The following is a 21,119-nucleotide window of genomic DNA, read 5'->3' as shown; positions in this document are numbered from 1 at the left end:
GGTTACCTCCTATTTAGCTATATGTAGAGTTTAACCACACAGAGCCTAGTAGATAACAAATCCCCCTACTTCCCTAATCCCTTTTGATATTGTGAAGGTGTAAGTCCAGTCCATTTTTTAAAAGTAGCACTAAAGTGACGCTCTTCACCGTACCCTACCAATTTTGCAACGGCGTACATCTTTAGATTTTGGCGGAGCAGCTTTTTCGCTTCTTCTACCCGGTATTGGTGCAAGTAATCGAGAAAATTCACACCAAGCTCCTGGCGGAAAAGTGAGCTTAAATAAGTATTAGAAACATAGGCTTCTTTCGCGACATACTCTAGTGTCAGATTGGTATTGTATTTATTGCGGATGATCTCCATAGCAGTGACTACTGTGCGATGTAGTGGACGATGTTTAGAAAAAGCCTCCACCACATTCTGCATGACCTTATTCAAAATCGTAGACAATTCTTCCAACGTCTCTATCTGTGGAGCCTGCTCCATCCAATTGACCAAATGCTGCTTCCATTCGAAGCCAGCGACTTGTTTTTCCTGCGCGAGTCTCTTTAATCGAACTACAAAAGCAGTTGCTCGAATATTCACTTCTTGCTTAAGACATCCCGGATTGCTACGAAAACGATCCAGCCATTTCTCCAGCAGATCGAGTGCGAGCTCATTGCTCCCAGCCCCCACCGCCACAAGCATTTCATCCTCCAGCACATTTAATTCAGAATCATCTAAAATCCCGATTTCCTGTGGAGCGCCACCTATTACTCCCGTTCCTTCTGTATAGTAATAGACACCACCTTTTCCGTTCAAAAATCGCGATTCCATCGCCTGAAGGGCTTCTTTATACGACAGATGCGCTTCAGAAATATCCGAACGACAGGAGCCAACGGCAATACTGATTGACAGTTTGAGATATTTCTCCAAATTACTCTGCAGCTTCTCAATCTGCTCTTTCAATTGGAGGGGTGCTCGGTAAGGCTTGCGAGAATCGGTTCCGGCTAATCCGCTGCCAATCCATAGCAAGTTATTGCCATCATGAAAAGTCTCTATTTTTCCTCTATAGATAGGCGACAAGGTCTCACTGATAATATTTAACGCTGCGTAACGTAGAAGTACAAAATCCTGTCCTGTTCCTGTAGCGGAGGGTGGATCAAAATCAAAGCTGACCAGACCAATTTGTGGTCCTTCAAAGCCAATCGCCATAGATAACTCTCCGATCAGCTCCTGTCGCCGTTCTAGCGGAACCGGGGGATGATAAATCCATTGAGACAGAACCTGGCTTTTGACAAGCGGTGCATTTTTATGCCAAGAACGATCTCTTTTAAGCTGTTCATCCTCCTGATTTCGTTGTCTTTCAATGAGTTCCTTGGCCTTCAGTACCGTCTTCAGAATTTCCTCAGGTCGGCATGGCTTCAGCACATAATCAACAACACCGAGGGAAATCGCTTGCTTCGCATAAGAGAACTCGTTATATCCGGATAAAATAATCGACCGGAAGCCGTAACCTCTACGCCGTGCGACTTCAATCAGCTCGAGACCACCCATTTGTGGCATACGAATATCCGTTAACAAAAGATCGGGCTGTTCATTCTCCATCAAAGCCAGCGCTTCACTTCCGTTCCCCGCCTCACCCATGACCTCAATCTGATGTGACTTCCAATCAATCATATTCACAATGCCCTCACGGATCGTATCTTCGTCTTCAGCAATCAGCAGCTTCATCATTTATGGCCCCTCCACAGTGATATGAATAATAATACGTGTGCCTGCCCCTTCCACACTCTCTAGTTGTAAAGAGGCTCCTGCAAAAAATAAGGCCAGTCGTTCCTGCACATTCATGAGCGCAAATCCTGTGCGTCCAACATTGTCTTCCTCAGGTAAAGAATTTCCCCTTGCTAAACGTTGATGAAGCTCTAGAAGTCTATCTGCCGTGATCCCTGCACCATTATCCTGTACCTCAAGCACAATAGTCTTCTCTATACGGTAAGCTCGAACGGATATCAGCCCGCTTCCAGACAGCGGCTCAATCCCGTGAATCACTGCGTTCTCGGCTAGTGGCTGCAACAGCAGCTTTGGTACTGTGAAATCCTTGATACTCTCATCCAGAGAAATTTCGAATTCAAAACGCTCCTTAAAGCGATTTTTCTGCAGGAACAAGTAATTGGTCACCAGCTCCACTTCCTGCTCCAAAGTAAACGTATCCCGTCCATCATTTAAGCTCAGTCGGAACACTTGAGAGAGAGAATACACCATATCGGCAATTTCTTTATCTCCCTTCTTCTCAGCTTCCCAACAGATTGTATTTAACGTGTTATATAAAAAGTGAGGCCTGATTTGAGCTTGAAGCGTTTTCAACTCTGCCTCCTGTTGCTTCATTCTTGAGGCGTATACATCATTGATGAGCGATTTAATCCGCTGCACCATTAGATTATAACCATGCCCGAGTAAGCCGATCTCGTCATTTCCTTCAAAAAATACCCGCTGCGTGAAATCACCTGTCTGCAGTCTGCGCATCGAACGGGAAAGCTTCTTCAGTGGTTTCGTGATAGCGGCAGCTGCCAGCCAAGTAACCATTAGGCTAACTACTAAACACAGAACAGCAATCGTCATCGTGACCTGTAAAATCTGACCGAGCTCTTTAACAAGCTGCCGCTTGGAATGAGCCACCACCACATACCAGCCTGTCGTCTCCGATTGCAGATGTGACACAATCCACTGTTTATGATCCGCTGTAGATTCCAGCCTTTTTTTCACAGTCAGCTTAGGGTCGCTGTCCGCAAAATACGGAAGTTCCAGATCTCTTTTGCCAATCCAGCTCGGATTCGAAGCCGTAATAATCAGCCCATCCCGATCAATCACGAACATATCTACATCATCTTCAGCATTGTCGAGATATTGGCTCCCAATCTTCCCTGCATCCACACCGATCACAGCGAGTCCTGCCGGCTTTAAGGTGTAAATATTCATGATGATTCTGGAAAGCACAATCTTATGATAATGATCGCCTACAAAAATGCCGTCCGTCGGCCTGGAGAGTCCAAAGGTTGGGCTACCTGCTGCTTTAATAGCTTCTTTATAATACGAGGTTTTGATGAAATCTGAGTACTTCATACCTGTCGTCAATCCTGCCTGATTCGCAGCAAAAGGCTCTGCTCCATTGTTATTGTCTAAAGAATACAGAATCAGCGATTGAATTGAATTGCCTGCAACCATAAGATTGGTAACGGTCTTAAATACAGAATTACGTTCCTTTTGTGCTTCAGACGATGCTAAGAGCCGCTGCACACTTTCATCCAGAAAGAGTGTATTCGAAAAAGATATCATGCCTCGCACCATCTCATCGATCTGCTCTGCTGTTTTTTTGGTAAGATGATCCTGCGACTGTTTCATTTTCTCCACCACCTGCTGTGAAGAGATCTGATACGAGTTCCAGCCCATTGCGAATATGGTCACCAGAAGCAGGGGGACGAACCATAACAACAGCTTAAATTGGAGCGGAAGATGGCGATAACGGCTGACTAAGCGAAAGTTTCGATTCATGTGAACCACCTTCTTATATACTAGAAAGATGTGTAAACCAAGTATAACTGAAATCATTACACCCTGAACCGGCTTTTTACATTCGCTAAAAAATGCCTACATCATTCTTAAATATGAACCATGTTTCTATTAGCCAGAAACTCTTAAGATGAGGATGCAAGCAAAAACGCCTTCGACGTCTCTTATAGACGGTCAGCGTTTATGCGAGAAATATAAGGATAATGTATAGCGTGAAACTTATACATTCTTATATTTCAAGAAGAAACGACGTTGTCGTCTTCCTTGATGGATAACAATCGTTTCTTCAAAATACATCATTCTAAAAAGGTGGGTTTTTGATGAAAAGTAAAGGAATCAAGCTAATGCTTATGAGTCTAATGCTTCCAGCTCTGCTTGCAGGCTGTGGTGGCGGAAATAACAATGCTAAAGCTACAAACGCTCCTGCAAATGACAAAGCCGAAGCTACTGCCGAGGCCACAGCGAACGCACCAGCCGAAAAAATTACACTGAAGTTCTTCACCGCACTTGCGGATCGGGCAAACGGTTCAGGCAAGGTGGAGCAAGACATTATCGACGCTTATATGAAAGAGCACCCTAACGTCAAGATAGAAGTGGAAGCGCTTCAAGATGAACCTTATAAATCAAAAATCAAAGTATATGCTTCCAGCAATCAGATGCCTGATATCATTCAAGCTTGGGGTCAGCCTTCTTTCCTGAGTCCTCTGCTCGATAATGACTTACTGCTTGAACTGAACAGCGCTGACTTCGAAGGTGATCAGTTTGTTTCTGGTTCCATGGACGGCTTCAGCAAAGATGGCAAACTGTATGGATTGCCACGTAGTGCCGACTATATGGTTATGTTTTATAACAAGAAAATCTTTGCTGACAACGGCATCGAGGTTCCAAAGACTACGGCTGACCTGCTCGCAGCTGTCAAAACATTGCGTGCAAACAAGATTAACCCTATCGCTATGAACGGTATGGATGCATGGACACTTCCAATCTGGTATGAGTTTGTTGCTCAACGTCAAAATGGTGATTTTAATAAGATGGATGAAGCTGTTGCTCGTAAAATATCCTTTAATGATCCTAGTCTTGTTGCAGCTGCAACTGAAATGCAAGATTTCGCAAATGCTAAAGGTTTTGCCGACGGCTGGCTGACCGCCGATTACGGTGCAGCGCGTAACTTGTTCGGACAAGGACAAGCCGCTATGTTCTTTATGGGCGCTTGGGAGTCTGGCCTAGCTACAGATGTGAACTTCTCTGAAGAATTCCGTAATAATGTAGGCGCATTCGCTTTCCCTGGTTCAGATAAAGGTAAATCAACGGATGATGCTGCTTGGTACGGTGGTGGATATGCAGTAAGCAAAAACTCCAAGCATCCTGAAGCTGCTGTTGATTTCTTGAAATATTTCTTCGCTCCTGAGAACTGGTCCAAGATGTTATGGCAAGCTGGCGCGGGTACACCTGCGCAAAAATTCGATGAATTCTTAACTGGTAATGAAACTCAACTCCAAAAAGAACTAGTGGATGTCTTCAGCTCGATGACCTCTTCTAGCGGAACTCCGCTACAGGATATTGGTAACGACGAGTTCAAGCAAAAGGTAATGGAGGCTCACCAAAGCCTGCTCTCCGGCGCTATGAATACAGCGGAATTCGCCAAAGCGCTCGACGCTGCGTCCGATAAATTGGCTGGTAAATAAACTCTAATACTACTAAGTACATGAATGACGGCGCTTCTGATTTAACATCATAAATAGTGGCGTACAACCCCCGACTTCCCCCAGAGGTCGGGGGTTTGTTGTTCGAGCATAAGCCCCATCGACGTCAGAGAAAATTATCATTCCATAATTTAAAAAATGTGTACAATCATCTGAAATATACGGCATGTTCCAGGGTCTGGCTTCCCGTTACGATGGTAGTAGATAGATTACTCTTTCAAAGGACGGAGATTTCCATGCACAGAGTGTTAAGCGACAAAAAAGCGATATTCCTACTCATCGCACCCGGGCTATTCCTGTTTGCTTTTATGATTTGCATCCCTATCTTCATGAGCGCTTATTACGGCTCTACGGACTGGGGCGGGATCGGCAAGTACAATTTTATCGGCTTTGATAACTATCGCGAAATCCTATTTCATGACAAAGTATTCTGGACTTCACTGGGCAATGCCCTGTTACTGACCGCTGCTACTGTATTCTTACAGCATCCCTTTGCAATTCTCATAGGGATATTCCTGACCAATTCCGGCAAATACGAAAAAATATTCCGGACGATCTTTTTTATCCCCGCAGTAATTTCTGTTGTGGTTACAGCCAAGCTGTGGAGCGGGATTTTTCATCCCAATTACGGATTGCTCAACAAGTTGCTAAGCGGCGTTGGGTTGGATTCACTCACACATGATTGGCTTGGAGATCCGAAGACAGCGATCTGGTGCATCATCATTGTTGTAATGTGGCAAGGATTTGGATACGCACTGCTGCTATATTATTCAGGTCTGCAAGGCATTCCAAGTGATCTAAGCGAAGCCGCAAAGATCGATGGCGCGAACAACTATACCCTCTACACGCGCATCATCATACCGCTTCTTTCGCCTATGATGCGAGTTGCCATTATCATCGCGGTTACAACCTGTCTTAAGCAAATGGAAACCGTGTTCTTAATGACCAACGGTGGCCCGGCGAACAGTACGCAATTCTTAGGGAACTACCTTTACAAAACAGCCTTCTCATCGTCGCTTTACGGCTACGGTAATGCCATATCCATCCTATTCATTGTGTTCTGCCTTGTACTGACCGTAATACTCAACAAGGTTCTGAAGAAAGATATCGGAGAGTTTTAGAATCCCTGTAACCGGAGGAAATCATATGAATAATTCATTAGCACCTGCCGCTTCGCCCCTCAATCTGAAGCTTCATAAACAGAAGCGCAGTAAACCTACAACTGGCAAAATCCTAATGATGGTGTTTCTTTGTCTCATTGCTTTGATTCAGTTATTTCCGCTCATCTGGCTGATCGATTACTCCCTGCTAAAGAGTGGTGATTTTTTCGGAAGCTCTTTTCTGAAATGGCCGTCCCCCCCGCAATGGGAGAATTATAGAAACGCTTTTACCTATGGGCGTGTACCACGCTATTTTGCCAACAGTCTTATCATTACAGTAATTACCGTTGCGCTGTCCGCACTAGTGTCACTGATGATGGGGTATGCGTTCACCCGTATGAAATGGAAGCTAAGTGGTATCGTGTTGTCACTTATCATGATGGGCATGATCATTCCCATTCACGCGACACTACTGCCGAACTTTATTCTGTTTAACAAGCTCGGAATGCTGAACAATATGTACACACTGATTCTGCCTTATTCAGCTATTGTCATCCCAATGAGTGTGCTCATCATGACTGGTTTTCTAGAGACCATCCCTCGTGCGATTGAAGAGTCGGCGGTTATCGATGGCTGCGGCATTTACGGTGTGATCTTCCGCATCATCTTCCCTATTACGAAACCCGCACTAGCTACCATCTGTGTACTCAATTTCATCAGCACATGGAATGAATTTATTATGGCGAACACCTTCCTCACCTCGGAGGATCTCAAAACCATTCCATTCTCCATTATGAAATTCGCCGGAGAATACTCGTCCAACTACGGTGCTCAATTCGCTGTTATGACGATCATTGCGATCCCAACCATCCTGATCTATCTGCTCTTCACAGAACAGATGACTAAGGGAATTACCGCTGGGGCGGTTAAGGGCTAACATAAAAAGCGTGGAGAACTCTAGCTTCTCTTATTCCTCCAACATTTTATTGACATTAACTTTCAACTCGTATATGATCTCCTTAGGCAAAATCACAATGAATTAAATCAAAAATTTAATATATCCCGTAAAGGGGAGTAGCTGTTAAATAAAGTCGTCAATACGAGAATATGAGGATATTCTCCGGCTTTATTGGCAATTCAACATTGTTAGCGAGACCTTTACCAATCAGGTTAGACCTTTATTCCAAAGGCTAATCTGTTTGGTAAAGGTCTTTTTTATATAAAATTGGTTAAAATGGTAAGGTAAGTATCTTTTAGTAGATATTTGCATAAGAAAAGGGAGGACAACAGTAATGGATTGGGGATTATTATTAGAGTACGGCTGGGTATTACTAGTTCTTGTAGCACTTGAAGGACTACTAGCCGCAGATAACGCACTGGTATTGGCAATTATGGTTAAACACCTTCCTGATGAGGAAAGAAAAAAAGCACTATTCTACGGATTAGCCGGAGCCTTCGTGTTCCGCTTCGGTTCACTATTTGTCATCTCTTACCTGGTTGATATTTGGCAAGTACAAGCCATCGGCGCACTTTATTTACTGTTTATCGCGGGGAACCATATCTTCCGAAAACTATTAATCAAGAAGCCCGTTACGGATGAAGCAGCTGAAAGCGGTACGGACGGCGCAGTCAACAAAAAGAAATCCAGCTTTTGGTTTACTGTCTTTAAAGTAGAAGTTGCTGACATCGCCTTCGCGGTCGATTCCATCCTAGCCGCAGTTGCACTTGCGGTTGCACTACCTGCAAGTGGTCTTCCAAAAATCGGAGGCCTTGACGGTGGACAATTCCTCGTCATCTTTGCCGGCGGATTTATCGGATTGGTCATTATGCGTTTTGCAGCTTCCTTCTTCGTTAAGCTGCTTCACACCCGTCCAGGTCTTGAAATTGCAGCCTTCTTCATCGTAGGCTGGGTCGGCGTTAAGCTCGCAGTCATTACCTTGGCACACCCTTCACTTGGTGTTCTTTCCGAGGATTTCGCGCATAGTACCATTTGGAAGGTCACCTTCTATGTTGTACTCGTGCTCATCGCTGCAATCGGTTGGTTTATGAGCAGCAAGGTAGAAGAGAATGTTGGAGAGAATCCAGTTAAAGAAGTAGATAAACAGCTCCATTAATTGTATTTGAATAGCAAAAACAAATATAACCCGAAAGACACACCCCTTCTGTAAAGGTGTTTGTCTTTCGGGTTGTTTTCTTTTACTCCCTATTTTGCTCCTCATACAGAAAAGCCTGCTTCCACCATCAAATGGGAAGCAGGCTCTGCATTATATATTCTTATTGACCAATGATCTGATCAGTCTTACCTTGCAGTTCCACTAGCTTCATAATCACCGTAGCCGCCAGTGCTTTCGTTACCGTCTGCTGCGGATTAAACTTGCCGTTGTCATCCTTTAGGATTCCCAATTTCACAACAAGAGCCACCGCTCCCTTATTGTTTATAGATGCACTATCACTGAACTGACTTACCGTTACATCTTTATCAAGATAGGCTGTGAGTTTGTTGTATTTCAAAAAATTAGCCAGCTGAACAGCAAGCTGTTCCCGGGTTAACTTACTATCAATTTGCAGGCTTTGATCCTTGTTGATCCACTTACGATCTGCTGCATAAGTAACAACATCATAATATGAATTCTCAGGCTTCACACCTGCCACAGTTTTCCGTTCATTATTAGCAATATAACTGCTGAAATTCGGATTAGAAGCCTTGGCAAGATAGGTTAACCAATCGCCAACTGTTATTTCTTGATCTGGGTTTACTTTACCATCGGCATCCGGAGTAATCACATGATATTTTACTAATTCTGATAAGGGTTGTTCTGCTGCATGACCTTTGATATCCGTTGCAGATATTTGAGCATCTTGCTGACCGAGGTAATCATAGACCGCTACCCATTTTCCAGTGGCTGCATCTAAAACCTGATATAATCCATTAGATTCATCAAAAGTTGTATCATATACCAGCTTCACCTTTGGCGCGGCATAGCTATTATAACTATAGTATCCACCAACCTGAGTATATTTCAGCTTAGTCTGATATTTAGGTTTATAACTTTCGAGCGCTTCCTTCTTGGAAATTGTTGCATCAGGAGATAATGTGATTTCATCGATACCGTTTATCCGATTCCCCATGTAAGCAATCAGTCTGCCGTAAAGATCCAAGTTTACCGTAAGGGTACTGTCACTCACAGGAATGCCTTGATGATATCTAATAAACTGATATCTAAATCCTGATCCGTCTGAAGTAACGTTTGAGTTATCTCCATATTCTACAAGCTTTAGCTTCTGACTCGCCTGAGGATATAGGCTATTTATTATACTAAGTACTTTAGTCTTAGCTTCAGCCTCACTAAGCTTCTTCCCTCCAGCAGGGGCCGCCTCTTCCTTCTTCTTATCCTGAGTAGCACCATAAGCTTGAACCTGGTACTGTAATATTTCACCGGTCTTTGCATCGATCTCGGCAGAGGATTGTTCTGGAAAGCCAGCCCCAATGTAGCGTTCATTTCCACTAGCCCCACCCCAGTATAACTGCCAGATCTTCCGATCTGTATCCTGATAGTCATTTCTCAAGCTTTGGGAGATCAATTTACGATCTGCTGGAATATATGCAACCTTCTTTACAAGCTGTTCCGCTTCTTTTGCAGTAAGCTCTGTAGTTGAAGTTCTTGCTTGAAAGACATCCTTGCTCTTTGCTACATCTGAATACACGACTGCGGTAGATACGGATTCTTTTCCTTCATAATCTATTCTCTTGCCTGTCAATGCATCGATAGGATATAGAGACTGATCCACTGGGCGCCAGCCTAGAATCCAGTTGTTAGGTTTTCCGTTCTTATAAATAGGAATGTAAAAAAGGCCTACATCAAACTGTTCCGCAAATTGCTTCTGTGCTTGCTCCAAGGTAATCTTCGGCTGTGCAGACGGATACTCAAGCCCTTGAGAAAACTTAGAGAATTGAATAACATTTCCATTGCCATCCACAGCTATGTTAATGTTATCCGATCCAGAAGGAAGACCATTCTTCATGACACTGAAGTAATAGCTGTATTGAACAGGACCGAATAAAGAGTTCGAAAAATAATTATAACCAGCATTCTCATTTAATTGCAGATCACTGCTCTTAACCGATGAGGCTGCCTTAGCCACAAAAGCCTTGGCGATCTCCAGTGCCTGAGTCTGCGATACTTTCGGTGGATAATAGGATTCGTTATTCTCACGAGGGTATGAAATATACGTACTGATGATATCTCCATTAATGGCATCTACCTCACTGCTAAAGCCAAATCCCGAATTCCCCTCTTGAATCTGCCACTGAATATTCCAGATCATTTGATTTGTTGGAGGGGGGTAGCTTTGATTAGATCCCAGTTGTACATTGTTTACCGTAGCATCTTTTAGGGATGGGAATAATTCTTTTAGCTTCGCAATCGCTTGCTCCTGCGTGAATTTCACTTTTGTAAGATCTGCCTCGGAGTTCGTTGTAGTCACCGGTGCTTGTGCGCTAACCTGTGTTACCGTAGTGTTGCTACTAACAGATGTAGAATCGGCTGCGGCCAAGCTTGGAGGTAATAATAACGCGAGCGCCACTGAAGTGATCAATACCGTTTTAGCTGTCTGATGAACAAAGTGAGTATTATTGCTTTTCAAAAGAATTCATCCTCCTCTAACACGTGATTCATAACATTATACAGATAATTTCTTATATTTTCCATATTTAATTAACGACAGGAAATTACAACGTTTATGTAATACACACTATATAAGCTATAATGGTAGGCAGCTACAGCTTCAACTCATCTATGAAAGGGGGCCATTCACATCACTGATTGGAACCTTCAGCCGCTTATAGACGGTATTACTGGCCTAGAAATTCGCAGTTGTCTAATCGTTCAACATGGAAAACCTATACTGGAGCATTATCGCGAGCCAGAAATCGCTAAAGAGCTAGGTAAAATTAACTCATGCACCAAAAGCGTGCTCGCCGCCTTAGTCAGCATAGCCATAGATAAACAAATCGTTCCGCCACCTGATACACCTGTTTCTCTATTTTTCCCTTCATTAAAAGAGGATCAAGATCCAAGAAAAAGAGAGATCACTATCCGTCACTTATTAACGATGACCGCAGGCTTTAACTGGACGGAGTTTGGGGGGCAGAATTCCTTTCCAACCATGACTAGAACCGCAGACTGGATAAAGTTTGTGCTCGCCCAGCCGCTATCTCATACGCCAGGCACTGAGATGAACTATAACTCCGGCTGCTCTCAGCTCTTATCCGCTATCCTGCGTGAATGTTCTGGACAAGACGTTGCAGCATTTGCTGAAGATCAGCTATTTCAGCCGCTTGGCATCGAAAGCTATCGCTGGGACAGTGATCCGCAAGGCATACACACTGGTGGATTTGGCCTTTATATGGTGCCTGAGGATATGCTCAAATTCGGTCTCCTTTATTTGCAAGAAGGGCGCTGGAAGGATCAACAGCTCATTCATTCGGATACCGTTCAGAAGTCCACTCACCCTTATGTCTCAGCCACGCTACCGCAGAAGGGCTTCTATGGATGGCACTGGTGGGTATCTTCATTCAATGCAGGTACGGAGCAGCAGCCAGAGGAGATCCCTTATTATTTTGCGCTTGGCTTCATGGGCCAGCATATTATTGTGGTTCCATCCTATGAGCTGGTTGCAGTCATTACTGCGGATAAATACAAGAAAGGCTCACCAGCTAATGTGTTCGGCCGATTTATCGTGCCAGCGCTTCTTGGGCAATAACGACAGGGGGATACCGCGCACTCCCATTATGAAAGAAGGAAGCCTGGTTGCAATGACCCGGCTTCCTTCCTGTTTTTATTCAGCTTCGGGGCTAAAAGCTCAAGTCGTTAATTTTGCATATACAACAAAAAATAACATCATTTCACCAATGATCAGGTAATTAGGTATAAGGAACAACAAATCTACTGCGAAAAAAACACCAAGTAAACCTAATAATAACGCCAAATGAAATATCCCTAACCGTTGCTGTATACGTCTGTATTTATGGAAGACCAACGAGGTAGAGAAGAAGTAGAGCAGGACCGATCCAAAAATAAAACATACCATAAATGTGTAATTTAATTGTTCTAAAAATAGCAATTGGATTGAAGCTGCAATCATGCTTAAGGATACATAAATAAATAAATGCCCATAAATTATGGTTTGCCCGGCAGTCTCTATCGTTTTGTCCACTTTCTTTTCAACATTATCAAAGTATTGCCACCACATAGCTATAATTAATAGAAAAGTTAATAATGCAAATAAAATAGATTGCCACGTCCAGTGGCTAGACTGTAAGACTGCAAGTATACTGACCACTGATTCACCAAGTAGAATGAGGGTAAACAACGAGAAACGTTCTAATAAATGATGAGTATTTATCGGGCTTTTCACCAAGTATCTCCGACCGATTAATGGAAGCAAAATGTCTATAGTAATTCCCGTATACAAAACTACATAACGTATCCAGGAGTCAAAGAAAAGTGATAAAGCAGAGATCACTAATCCAATCCAAAATCTGCTTCCCAGATAGCGGGCAGTGCCCTTTCTATCATCCTCTTCATTCTTATTTACCGTAAGATATTGAATGGCAGTCATAGCTCTTAAGCCAACATAACCGATTAGAAATGGCATATAGTATTGATCAAAGTTAACCGATAAGCTGGCCGTCATTATTAATACAAAAAATAATTGTAGAATCAGAAATATTCGGTGTGAAAAGATGTCCTGTCCAAACCGATTTACAAAAAGCGATTGTCCCACCCAGGCCCACCAGATCGGAATGAATATTAAGATAAATTTAGATAAATATTCAAGTGGAATTGTACCCGCCTCTACATGCAACAAGACATGACTCGCTTTTGAAACTGCAGCTACAAAAAGCAGATCATAAAATAGTTCCAGCCAGGTAACTTTCTTCTCAGCAAAGGCTGCTGTGCCGTGCTCAAATCCCGATGTGCGCTTATTCATCGTTTTACTCCCTTAGTTTGGATGTGTATCCAATACAGTTTATCGAATACTTATCCATCTTAACCGAATTGATATACTAATTTGAAGCCCCTTTGTTGCCACTCTAAAATCACACAAAAAAAGCTCCCCCTTGCCTAAACTCGACAAAGGAAAGCTATAGTTATATCTCCAACTACATTTAATTCCGCCACTTCATAAACTTGTAATCAAGATAATCAACAAGTAAGAAGAGGACAAATCCCACCAAGCTGAACAGCATAATTCCCGCATACATCTCCGGATAATCCAGTCTTAACCAAGCATCCATAATGAAAAAGCCCATGCCATGCTCAGTTCCATAAATCTCCGTGAAAAAGAGTACAGATATCGCTGTTCCAAGCGAAATACGAATCGTACTCAGAATGACTGATAGTGCACCCGGCAGTGTCACATGCCAGAATTTCTGCACTGTACTTGCCCCTATACTCGTTAAGACATCATAGGTATTCTCAGGAATAGCCTTCACACCATCCCTAACGGAGATGATAATCTGGAACAAGAGAATCAGCATGATCATTAAGATTTTAGACGTTTCACCAAGCCCGAAGAATAGCATCACTACGGGAAGCAGGGCGATTTTGGGAACAGGATAGGTTAAATAGACGACAGGGTCAAGCAGCTTATTCCAAGTCAGCGAACGTCCCATCAGAAGACCAATGAGCAGTCCAATGATTAACGCCAGCACTACCCCTGCAAAAATTCTAAACAAACTATACCCCACATTTAAAGCAATCTCCTGACCACCTAAGTGAAACGTAGCGTTATATACAGCGAATGGACTCGGCAAAATCGAATGATTCATAAGCAAATAGGCAATATACCAAACCACATTCATACAAAAGAACACAAACAGCAGTCTTATTATGTGATGAATCCGATTTTTTCTCACCATATCTCCTGCATTACCTTTCTGATTCGCTTAGTCTGCTCAAAGAAATCTACACTGTCCCGCTTATCTTCATGCTTCATCTGAAACACCAAATGATTATCAATCATTTCAGGTGTAGCTTCTTTGTTGGACGGCATGACGATAATCTTTTGTCCCAGCAGAATCGCTTCTTCCACATCATGAGTCACAAATAATGTAGTAGTCGGGTGAGCCAGCCAGTTATCTAAAAAGAGCACCTGCAGCGTTTCCCTAGTAATCGCATCCAGTGCGGAGAATGGCTCGTCCAGCAGTAAAATGGTGGGCAAAATGGCGAATGCTCTGGCAATTGCCACTCTTTGCTGCTGTCCCCCACTGAGAGATAGAGGATAACGATCAGCTAAATCAGAGATTCCCATCGATGATAGCCACTGATTAATCTGATTCTCCCGTTCTTGCTTGGATGTGCTCGCAGTATGCGAGATTTTCATCGCGATTTGAATATTATCATGTACAGTTTTCCATGGAAGAAGCCCGTAGTTTTGCGGTACCAGGCCGATCAGAGTTTCTTTATCATGCACGGATTTTTCATTAAAAAGAATTTGCCCCATATAGCTTGGCAGCAAGCCCGCAATCGCCCGTAATAAAGTTGATTTTCCGCTGCCAGAGGGTCCGATGATCGTGTAAATCCCATGCTCCGGTAAAGATAGATCCATCTTTCCTAAGGCCAGTTGACCTGTCTTATACTCTACTTTAAGGTCCTTAATGACGAGTCCTTTATTTCTTGAATTGGACATCAGAAATCACATCTTCAGCCGAGATATTTTTGCTAAGCAAACCTTTTTCCCGTGCCCAGGCAAATGCGGCTTCTACTTCTTTCACATCCACTTGATTGGCAGGGACATAATCAGGCACCTTGATCTCATCTTTCAACGTTTCTGGATAACCAACTTCTTTGATCACAAGATCGATATATTCGGATTGATCATGAGATTTCATATACGCTACCGCCTCGTCATAAGCAGCATACATATTGCGAATCGCATCTGCCTTAGCATCAATAGCGGTTTGTGGGAAAGCCAATACAAATGGATTCACTCCCGCTGTATGCGTGGAGCTAAGCACGCGCAAGCCTGAAGCTTTACCCATAGTTACAAATGGTTCCGGCAAAATAGCTGCATCTGCCTTATTATTCTTAAGCAATTCTAAACGGGTAGGGATTTGTGGGACCTCAGTTACCGTAATATCATCTTCTGTTAAACCCGCTTGTTTCAGCATCATCGCCACAGTATATTGTGTGGAAGTATTTTTGGACAAAATCACAGTTTTGCCTTTCAGATCCTTCACATCTTGGATGGCGTCATTCCCAGTCAATAAATCGAATTCACCAAAAGTTGTGCTAGTGATCTTCACATCCAGCCCGGCTTCATTGTAGATAGAAATCGCAACCAAATCAGCACTGATCCCCTCTAACTTGCCTGCTTGAAAGGCGACATCACGGTCTTTTGCACTCTTGAACGTTTGGATATCTAGGTTCACTCCATGCTTCTTATCAAAACCTTGCTCATGAGCAATTACAAAAGGAATCGCATCAATCGAAGGCAGTAAGCCAAGTGACAAAGTAACAGCTTCTTTTGAGTCCTCTGCTGCGTTACCCTCTGTCGATGCTGTATTCGTGTTATTCTTTGAACCACAACCTACTGCAAGTACAGCGACGACAACGACCATCATCGACAACATCAACATTCTTTTTAATGCTTTTTTCTTCATAAAACTCTCCTACCTCCATTAATCTTTCTATAGTAGACATGCCCCTATTCTTTGCAATCTGCAAAAGAGCATGCAAAAAGCCCTTAAGCTGTTCCAGGACGCTTCAGGTATTGTAATTTTACATCAGTCATCACAGCTTGTATATTCATAAATTTAAATAGTTATATTTATCACATACTAAGATGCAAAAAAAATCCGAATCAGCCTGCAAGGAATCTCCCCTGCAAATTGCTCCGGATTTTCGCTAACTACACCTCATAGTTCACTACATAATTCTGCAGCTCTGTATTGTAAAAGCCTACACTATACTCAGTTACCTTGCCCAGCTCATCATAAGAATAACGAGTTCGCTTCAGCAAGGGACATTTCTTATCAAGGAGCAATATCTCCTCTACATCAGGCGGAGGAACGGCAACGGAAAATTCATCACGCAGTTTCTCTAAGGAAACGCTCCGCTCTTCAAGCAGTTCATACAAGGACTGGGCATTTAAGTCCAGTAGATCCAAATCATCCATACCATTTACTAAATAATGCGTGTAATGAACGTATGGAATATCACCCAGACTATATATGCGTTCCAAGCGTATACAACGTTCGCCGAATAAACGAAAGGCTTCGCTTTCGACTTCATTATATACTCGCTCCGCCTTCAGCCATTGCTTCCGAATTTGGTGCCCTTCATCCACTAGAATTTCCGTGAATTTTTTCCACTTGGACAGCTTGGATGATGAGGTATTACGGATCACCTTCGTCCCCTTGCCGCTACCCTTCTCCAGAAATCCTTCTTGGACGAGCTCCTGAATGGCACCACGTACAGTAATCTTGCTGACATTGAATTCCTGCTCTAGCTGAGGCTCGGAAGGAATATTCAATCCAATAGGATAGACTCCGTGTAGAATCCGATCCTTTATAATATTTGCAATTTGCATATATAAGGGCTTATCTTTTCGGGACAAACTCAAGAGGTTCACTACCTTTCTACATCGCCTACGGATAGAGTCATAGCTCGAAGTATATCCGCTTCTGAAGCCATGGGAGTGTCGCCCTCGACAGTGTGGGCTAACATACTAGCGGCAGCGGCAAACCGTACTGTCTGCTCAGGTGTAAATCCTGTTAGCTCGCCATGCACAATTCCGCTCGTATAGGCATCTCCAGCCCCTATTCTATCATAGACGAGAAATCTCAGCGTATCCGAAAAGAAGAAGCTCTGATTCTTATAAAGAAACCCACGCAGTGAATGTGTGTTGTCGCCATGAATACTGCGATGGGTGCCTGCAATCACCGAGATATCGTAATGCTTCGCAACTGCTGGAATCAGTTCGATCAGTTGCTCTTCACGTTCAGCTTGTTCAGTGCTGATCCCCAAGATAAAGATTGCGTCCTTCTCATTCATCATTACGATATCGGCCAGCTGCAGCATCTCCTCGTAATGCGGCTTCGCTTGTGAATAGCCTTCCGGTCCCCACAAGGACGGACGATAGTTGCAATCAAAGATCACAGTCCCACCTTGCTGCTTGACAGCTCTAGCCAAGGATTTCATATGATGACGTACACTATCGTTCATAGCCAGCGTAATGCCGCAGAAATGGATCACATCCAGACTTCGCGCAATCTCTTCATAATTATAAGTTTTCTCAGGAGCCGTATTGAAGCTACTCTCCAGACGATTGCTGTAAGTCACCTTGCTTGGACGTGCTCCAAATCCATTCTCCAAGAAATACAAGCCCAGATATTCTCCTCCTCGTATAACGAGGCTAGAAGAGATGCCCAGCTTCCGCAAATACGCGGCGGCGGCCTCTCCCAAGGAAGTAGTCGGCAAACGGGAAATCAAATAACCTTCATGCCCGAAGCGTGCCAGGGCAGCGCTGACATTAACCCCGGTACCAGAGAATGAATAGTTTAAGCTGTTTCCCTGTGATAGCAACTGAACTCCCGGCACCTGCAGACGCATCATCACTTCTCCGAATGCCCCGATTCGTTTAGGCATATTTATCGGTCAGCCTCTTCATAATTCCAAGCAAATCACGCACATCCTGGGTCCGGGTCTGGCCCGATTCTTTATCGATAATGGATGAGTAGACATGCGGAATCACTTGTGGCACCCCTGCTTCAAGCGCAATCTCTAGTATTTCCTCGAAATTGTCCATATCAATTCCACCGGTTGGTTCGAGTGCGAACTCTGCCTCAGCACAGGCCTTAGCGACAGAGCGGTATTCCTCTTCACGGCTTAATCCCTCCATCGGGAAATACTTCAGTGCATTACCACCCATATCCCGAACAAGCGCAATTGCCGATGCTATAGGTACAATCGCCGCTTCACTCTGCGCAGCGCTGAAGACTCCTGTAGAAATATTCACATAACCAGCGTGACCAGAAGGGGCGATCATGCTGTTGATCCAGCTGTCTTTCCCACCAAGATTAGCGCGTGTAGCTCCAACCAGCGGGAATGCCTGGTTAATATGACTACCCGGATAATGCTTAGCAATCTCGGCCACAATTGCCGCTTGGCGATTATCTCCTGCACCTAAGCCAATGGATACCGCATCTTCAATCTCTTGACCATATTGCTTCATGGCTGTTACGGCTTCTTCTACCGACTTATAATCCTTAGAGAGCACACCGACCAGCACATATCCTTCCGCCGCTTCATAAATCTCTTTAGCATTAGCGATATCTTTAGCGAGTACATTTAATGCGGTGCGGCCCTTATAAAAACGTTGTGAAATCGTCATCTTATTGTCCCCCTATTAATTTATGAATGCTGTCTACAATCACGTGCAGATCATCCCCCAGAAGCGGCCGTGGATCAATATCGAAATATCCCTGCTTCACTCCATAATCGCGGGTGTAGATCGAAATCTCGCCCTTCTGCAACCCCTCCACCAATTCTTTCGCCGTAATTCCGGCCTGCTGTGGATCAACCTGAACCCGGCCGCGATAGATGGCACGGCCCGCCTCGTCCTGCACAATGGTTACAAGAATTCCCGGAAGATCATTCAACACCATCAATCCCTGCAAAGACGCTTTCTCGGTGTCACTCTTGTCTTCCTTGACCATGTATTCCTCTAGTGCTTGCAGCAGACCAAAGGAAGTTTCTTTACCAACCTTCATACTGCGTCCTATTCCATACAATTGGACCTTAGCCCATTCCACATAATTACGTTTTCCGGCGATAATACCGGATGTAGGCCCTTCAATAGCTTTAGAACCACTATAAATTGCCAGGTCAGAGTATTTCACATATTTACAGAGGTCTTCTTCCGCTGCGGCATCTACGATTAGTGGAATGCCCCTACGGTTTGCGATCTCCCATGCTTCTTCGACGGATAACATATTCTTCTGCACCGCATGGTGGGACTTCACGTATAGAATGGCAGCCGTCTGCTCACAAATGGCATCCTCTATATGCTCGGCCCGGCCTTCATTCGCATAACCGACCTCAATTAGCTTCCCACCGCCTAGATAGACCATCGTTTCCACAGGAGCTCCGTACTGTACATTATGCCCCTTCAGAATGATGATTTCATTGCGTGGAATGGCTTCTTGGTGCAAACGTTCACTGCGGCGCCGATTGCCTTGGGTCACTAGCGCCGCAACGGACAATGCAATACCGCTGGAGGCTGAGTTAACGATAAGCGCTGCTTCAGCGCCGAGAATTCGTGCCGTGTAATCTCCGGCTTTATCCACCAGATCCGCTATTTCCACATAACTCTGTCCGCCTTGCTTCATCGCCTCCATCACTGTGTCAGACGGAGCCGACACCCCCAAGATACTCATTCTGCCGCTTGCATTGATTACGCGTTTAAGCCCGTATTTCACATTTAATGAATTCCCCACCTATAACCACTCCTTTTGCATGGATTACTTTATCCGTCATTCTTTCTTCTCCTTCAGAATCAACAAGCACTGCAGACTTATGCTGCAGGGTGAAGAGAGTCAAGTTTGCAGGATCTCCCACCTGAATTCGGCCCAGCTCCGGCCTGCCCAGCCATTCCGCCGCATTGGAAGTAACCGCTGCCACAATCTCATCCAGAGCATAGCCCAAACATAGAAACTTGGAAAGTACATTAGAAATGCTAAAGACAGGTCCCTTCAATCGGTTCACTCGATAGATATCCGTGCTAATCGTATTCAATCCAATACCATTACGTTTAGCAGCCTCAGCTACCTTAAAAGAGAAGCTTGCTGTTCCATGCCCCACATCGAGATGAACTCCCCGTTCAATGGCCTCAGTCAGTACCTGAAGCGGCTGACCATCCGCAGCAAACAAATTATTCTCTTTTCCGTTGAGATAATGGGTCACGATATCCTTACGCTGCAAAAGGGGCATAACCTCTCTGATATCTGGCGGTGCTGAACCGATATGTACCATTAACGGCAACCCCGTCTCCATTGAAAGGCTTCGTGCAATATGCAGCGGCTCAATCCCGCTCGCGCCGACAACGCTCTTGCTGATCCTAGCCTTTAATCCCACGATTATCTCCCCGTAGGTTCGGACGGATTGCAGGATCTTCTCCTTATCAATCCATTCCAAGTTGGACAATTCATCAATTCTTAGCAGTCCGATCCGCGAGATATTTAAAAAAGCCAGCACATTCGTCTTAGCCTGAGACGCGTCCAGAGCCAGATCACCTATCCGATCCGCCCCGCAGCTACCGGCATCGACTAGAGTGGTCACCCCTTGCCGGACACCGATCTCATCGATCTCGTCACCATACGGATCAAATTCGCGAAAGGCATGCACATGCATATCGATCCAGCCACTGGATACGTACGCGCCTGAACCTTCCCACTCCTGCCCCCCATGCGCCTCACCTGCCGGGGTGATCTCAGCGATCTTGCCATTTTCGATTACAATGTCGATCTCTTCTCCGCTTACTCGTTTCACCTGACGGAGCACGTATCTTTCATCCATTGTTCTCACCTTTTTCCATATAACATTATAATGTTTAAAATAACACGAATAGCGTATTAAGTAAATATAACGTTATAATGTTTGTACGTAAAATTAGACGTGGTTGTCACAAAATTAGAGAAACCTGATTATCGGACGGATTCTTTGTAGAGAGTAATTAGGGAAAATCTCCCTGATTATAGCCGA

The 21,119-nt window shown here is 44.2% G+C and carries 17 protein-coding genes; 5 read left to right on the top strand and 12 right to left on the bottom strand.

Features of this window, described 5'->3' with window-relative positions; genetic code table 11:
• Positions 1–65: 65 nt before the first annotated feature.
• Complete coding sequence (locus MKY52_RS14700; protein ID WP_042191336.1) at positions 66–1,715, bottom strand: response regulator; 1,650 nt, start codon at positions 1,713–1,715, stop codon at positions 66–68.
• Positions 1,716–3,530 (bottom strand): sensor histidine kinase, encoded by a 1,815-nt coding sequence (locus tag MKY52_RS14695; RefSeq protein WP_341051991.1) that lies wholly within the window; start codon positions 3,528–3,530, stop codon positions 1,716–1,718.
• A 338-nt stretch (positions 3,531–3,868) separates the two neighbouring features.
• Between MKY52_RS14695 and MKY52_RS14690 the strand changes: the two genes are divergently transcribed.
• The 4 genes from MKY52_RS14690 to MKY52_RS14675 all read left to right on the top strand — a co-directional run bounded on the left by MKY52_RS14690 (position 3,869) and on the right by MKY52_RS14675 (position 8,465).
• A complete protein-coding gene (locus tag MKY52_RS14690; RefSeq protein WP_042191338.1) occupies positions 3,869–5,233 on the top strand; it encodes an ABC transporter substrate-binding protein in 1,365 nt (454 codons plus the stop codon).
• Between the two features lie 254 nt (positions 5,234–5,487).
• The gene (locus MKY52_RS14685) at positions 5,488–6,372 is read left to right on the top strand and encodes a carbohydrate ABC transporter permease (protein ID WP_042130723.1); all 885 of its coding nucleotides are present in this window, start codon (positions 5,488–5,490) and stop codon (positions 6,370–6,372) included.
• Between the two features lie 25 nt (positions 6,373–6,397).
• On the top strand, positions 6,398–7,288 hold the full coding sequence (locus tag MKY52_RS14680; RefSeq protein ID WP_081393202.1) for a carbohydrate ABC transporter permease: 891 nt from the start codon (positions 6,398–6,400) through the stop codon (positions 7,286–7,288).
• A 355-nt stretch (positions 7,289–7,643) separates the two neighbouring features.
• A complete protein-coding gene (locus MKY52_RS14675; protein ID WP_042130725.1) occupies positions 7,644–8,465 on the top strand; it encodes a TerC family protein in 822 nt (273 codons plus the stop codon).
• Positions 8,466–8,625: 160 nt separating this feature from the next.
• Here the strand turns inward: MKY52_RS14675 and MKY52_RS14670 are convergent, their stop codons facing one another.
• The gene (locus MKY52_RS14670; protein WP_341051988.1) at positions 8,626–10,995 is read right to left on the bottom strand and encodes a YcdB/YcdC domain-containing protein; all 2,370 of its coding nucleotides are present in this window, start codon (positions 10,993–10,995) and stop codon (positions 8,626–8,628) included.
• A gap of 171 nt (positions 10,996–11,166) precedes the next feature.
• On the opposite strand from MKY52_RS14670, the gene MKY52_RS14665 reads away from it, so the two are divergent.
• Positions 11,167–12,114 carry a serine hydrolase domain-containing protein gene (locus MKY52_RS14665; RefSeq protein WP_341053425.1) on the top strand — a complete coding sequence of 316 codons (948 nt, stop codon included), beginning with the start codon at positions 11,167–11,169 and terminating at the stop codon, positions 12,112–12,114.
• A 99-nt stretch (positions 12,115–12,213) separates the two neighbouring features.
• Here the strand turns inward: MKY52_RS14665 and MKY52_RS14660 are convergent, their stop codons facing one another.
• The 9 genes from MKY52_RS14660 to MKY52_RS14620 all read right to left on the bottom strand — a co-directional run bounded on the left by MKY52_RS14660 (position 12,214) and on the right by MKY52_RS14620 (position 20,933).
• Entirely contained in the window at positions 12,214–13,344 is a 1,131-nt protein-coding gene (locus MKY52_RS14660) for a low temperature requirement protein A (RefSeq protein ID WP_341051984.1), read from the bottom strand.
• A 178-nt stretch (positions 13,345–13,522) separates the two neighbouring features.
• The gene (locus tag MKY52_RS14655) at positions 13,523–14,275 is read right to left on the bottom strand and encodes an ABC transporter permease (protein WP_341051982.1); all 753 of its coding nucleotides are present in this window, start codon (positions 14,273–14,275) and stop codon (positions 13,523–13,525) included.
• Positions 14,269–15,045, bottom strand: coding sequence for an ABC transporter ATP-binding protein (locus MKY52_RS14650; RefSeq protein WP_341051980.1), 777 nt, complete (start codon positions 15,043–15,045; stop codon positions 14,269–14,271). The genes MKY52_RS14655 and MKY52_RS14650 overlap by 7 nt, the downstream gene beginning before the upstream one ends.
• Positions 15,026–16,018 (bottom strand): ABC transporter substrate-binding protein, encoded by a 993-nt coding sequence (locus MKY52_RS14645; protein ID WP_339798340.1) that lies wholly within the window; start codon positions 16,016–16,018, stop codon positions 15,026–15,028. The genes MKY52_RS14650 and MKY52_RS14645 overlap by 20 nt, the downstream gene beginning before the upstream one ends.
• A gap of 248 nt (positions 16,019–16,266) precedes the next feature.
• Positions 16,267–16,980 (bottom strand): GntR family transcriptional regulator, encoded by a 714-nt coding sequence (locus tag MKY52_RS14640; RefSeq protein ID WP_341051978.1) that lies wholly within the window; start codon positions 16,978–16,980, stop codon positions 16,267–16,269.
• 8 nt (positions 16,981–16,988) lie between these two features.
• Positions 16,989–18,005, bottom strand: a complete 1,017-nt coding sequence (locus tag MKY52_RS14635) for a sugar kinase (protein ID WP_341051976.1) — start codon at positions 18,003–18,005, stop codon at positions 16,989–16,991.
• Positions 17,998–18,750 carry a 2-dehydro-3-deoxy-phosphogluconate aldolase gene (dagF, locus tag MKY52_RS14630; RefSeq protein ID WP_341051974.1) on the bottom strand — a complete coding sequence of 251 codons (753 nt, stop codon included), beginning with the start codon at positions 18,748–18,750 and terminating at the stop codon, positions 17,998–18,000. The genes MKY52_RS14635 and dagF overlap by 8 nt, the downstream gene beginning before the upstream one ends.
• Before the next feature lies 1 nt (position 18,751).
• Entirely contained in the window at positions 18,752–19,855 is a 1,104-nt protein-coding gene (locus MKY52_RS14625) for a DgaE family pyridoxal phosphate-dependent ammonia lyase (protein WP_341051972.1), read from the bottom strand.
• On the bottom strand, positions 19,821–20,933 hold the full coding sequence (locus MKY52_RS14620; protein WP_341051970.1) for an amidohydrolase/deacetylase family metallohydrolase: 1,113 nt from the start codon (positions 20,931–20,933) through the stop codon (positions 19,821–19,823). The genes MKY52_RS14625 and MKY52_RS14620 overlap by 35 nt, the downstream gene beginning before the upstream one ends.
• Positions 20,934–21,119 lie beyond the last annotated feature (186 nt).

Origin of the sequence: Paenibacillus sp. FSL P4-0184, from assembly GCF_038004625.1 — a bacterium.
Classification (GTDB): Bacteria; Bacillota; Bacilli; order Paenibacillales; family Paenibacillaceae; genus Paenibacillus_AQ.
The sequence above is the reverse complement of the archived record's forward strand: the minus strand, read 5'-3'. Positions and strand labels throughout refer to the sequence as shown.

Coding starts and splice junctions, on each gene's coding strand:
- MKY52_RS14700 (WP_042191336.1), bottom strand. CDS start 1,715: ATGATGAAGCTGCTGATTGCTGAAGACGAAGATACGATCCGTGAGGGC.
- MKY52_RS14695 (WP_341051991.1), bottom strand. CDS start 3,530: ATGAATCGAAACTTTCGCTTAGTCAGCCGTTATCGCCATCTTCCGCTC.
- MKY52_RS14690 (WP_042191338.1), top strand. CDS start 3,869: ATGAAAAGTAAAGGAATCAAGCTAATGCTTATGAGTCTAATGCTTCCA.
- MKY52_RS14685 (WP_042130723.1), top strand. CDS start 5,488: ATGCACAGAGTGTTAAGCGACAAAAAAGCGATATTCCTACTCATCGCA.
- MKY52_RS14680 (WP_081393202.1), top strand. CDS start 6,398: ATGAATAATTCATTAGCACCTGCCGCTTCGCCCCTCAATCTGAAGCTT.
- MKY52_RS14675 (WP_042130725.1), top strand. CDS start 7,644: ATGGATTGGGGATTATTATTAGAGTACGGCTGGGTATTACTAGTTCTT.
- MKY52_RS14660 (WP_341051984.1), bottom strand. CDS start 13,344: ATGAATAAGCGCACATCGGGATTTGAGCACGGCACAGCAGCCTTTGCT.
- MKY52_RS14655 (WP_341051982.1), bottom strand. CDS start 14,275: ATGGTGAGAAAAAATCGGATTCATCACATAATAAGACTGCTGTTTGTG.
- MKY52_RS14650 (WP_341051980.1), bottom strand. CDS start 15,045: ATGTCCAATTCAAGAAATAAAGGACTCGTCATTAAGGACCTTAAAGTA.
- MKY52_RS14645 (WP_339798340.1), bottom strand. CDS start 16,018: ATGAAGAAAAAAGCATTAAAAAGAATGTTGATGTTGTCGATGATGGTC.
- MKY52_RS14635 (WP_341051976.1), bottom strand. CDS start 18,005: ATGCCTAAACGAATCGGGGCATTCGGAGAAGTGATGATGCGTCTGCAG.
- dagF (WP_341051974.1), bottom strand. CDS start 18,750: ATGACGATTTCACAACGTTTTTATAAGGGCCGCACCGCATTAAATGTA.
- MKY52_RS14620 (WP_341051970.1), bottom strand. CDS start 20,933: ATGGATGAAAGATACGTGCTCCGTCAGGTGAAACGAGTAAGCGGAGAA.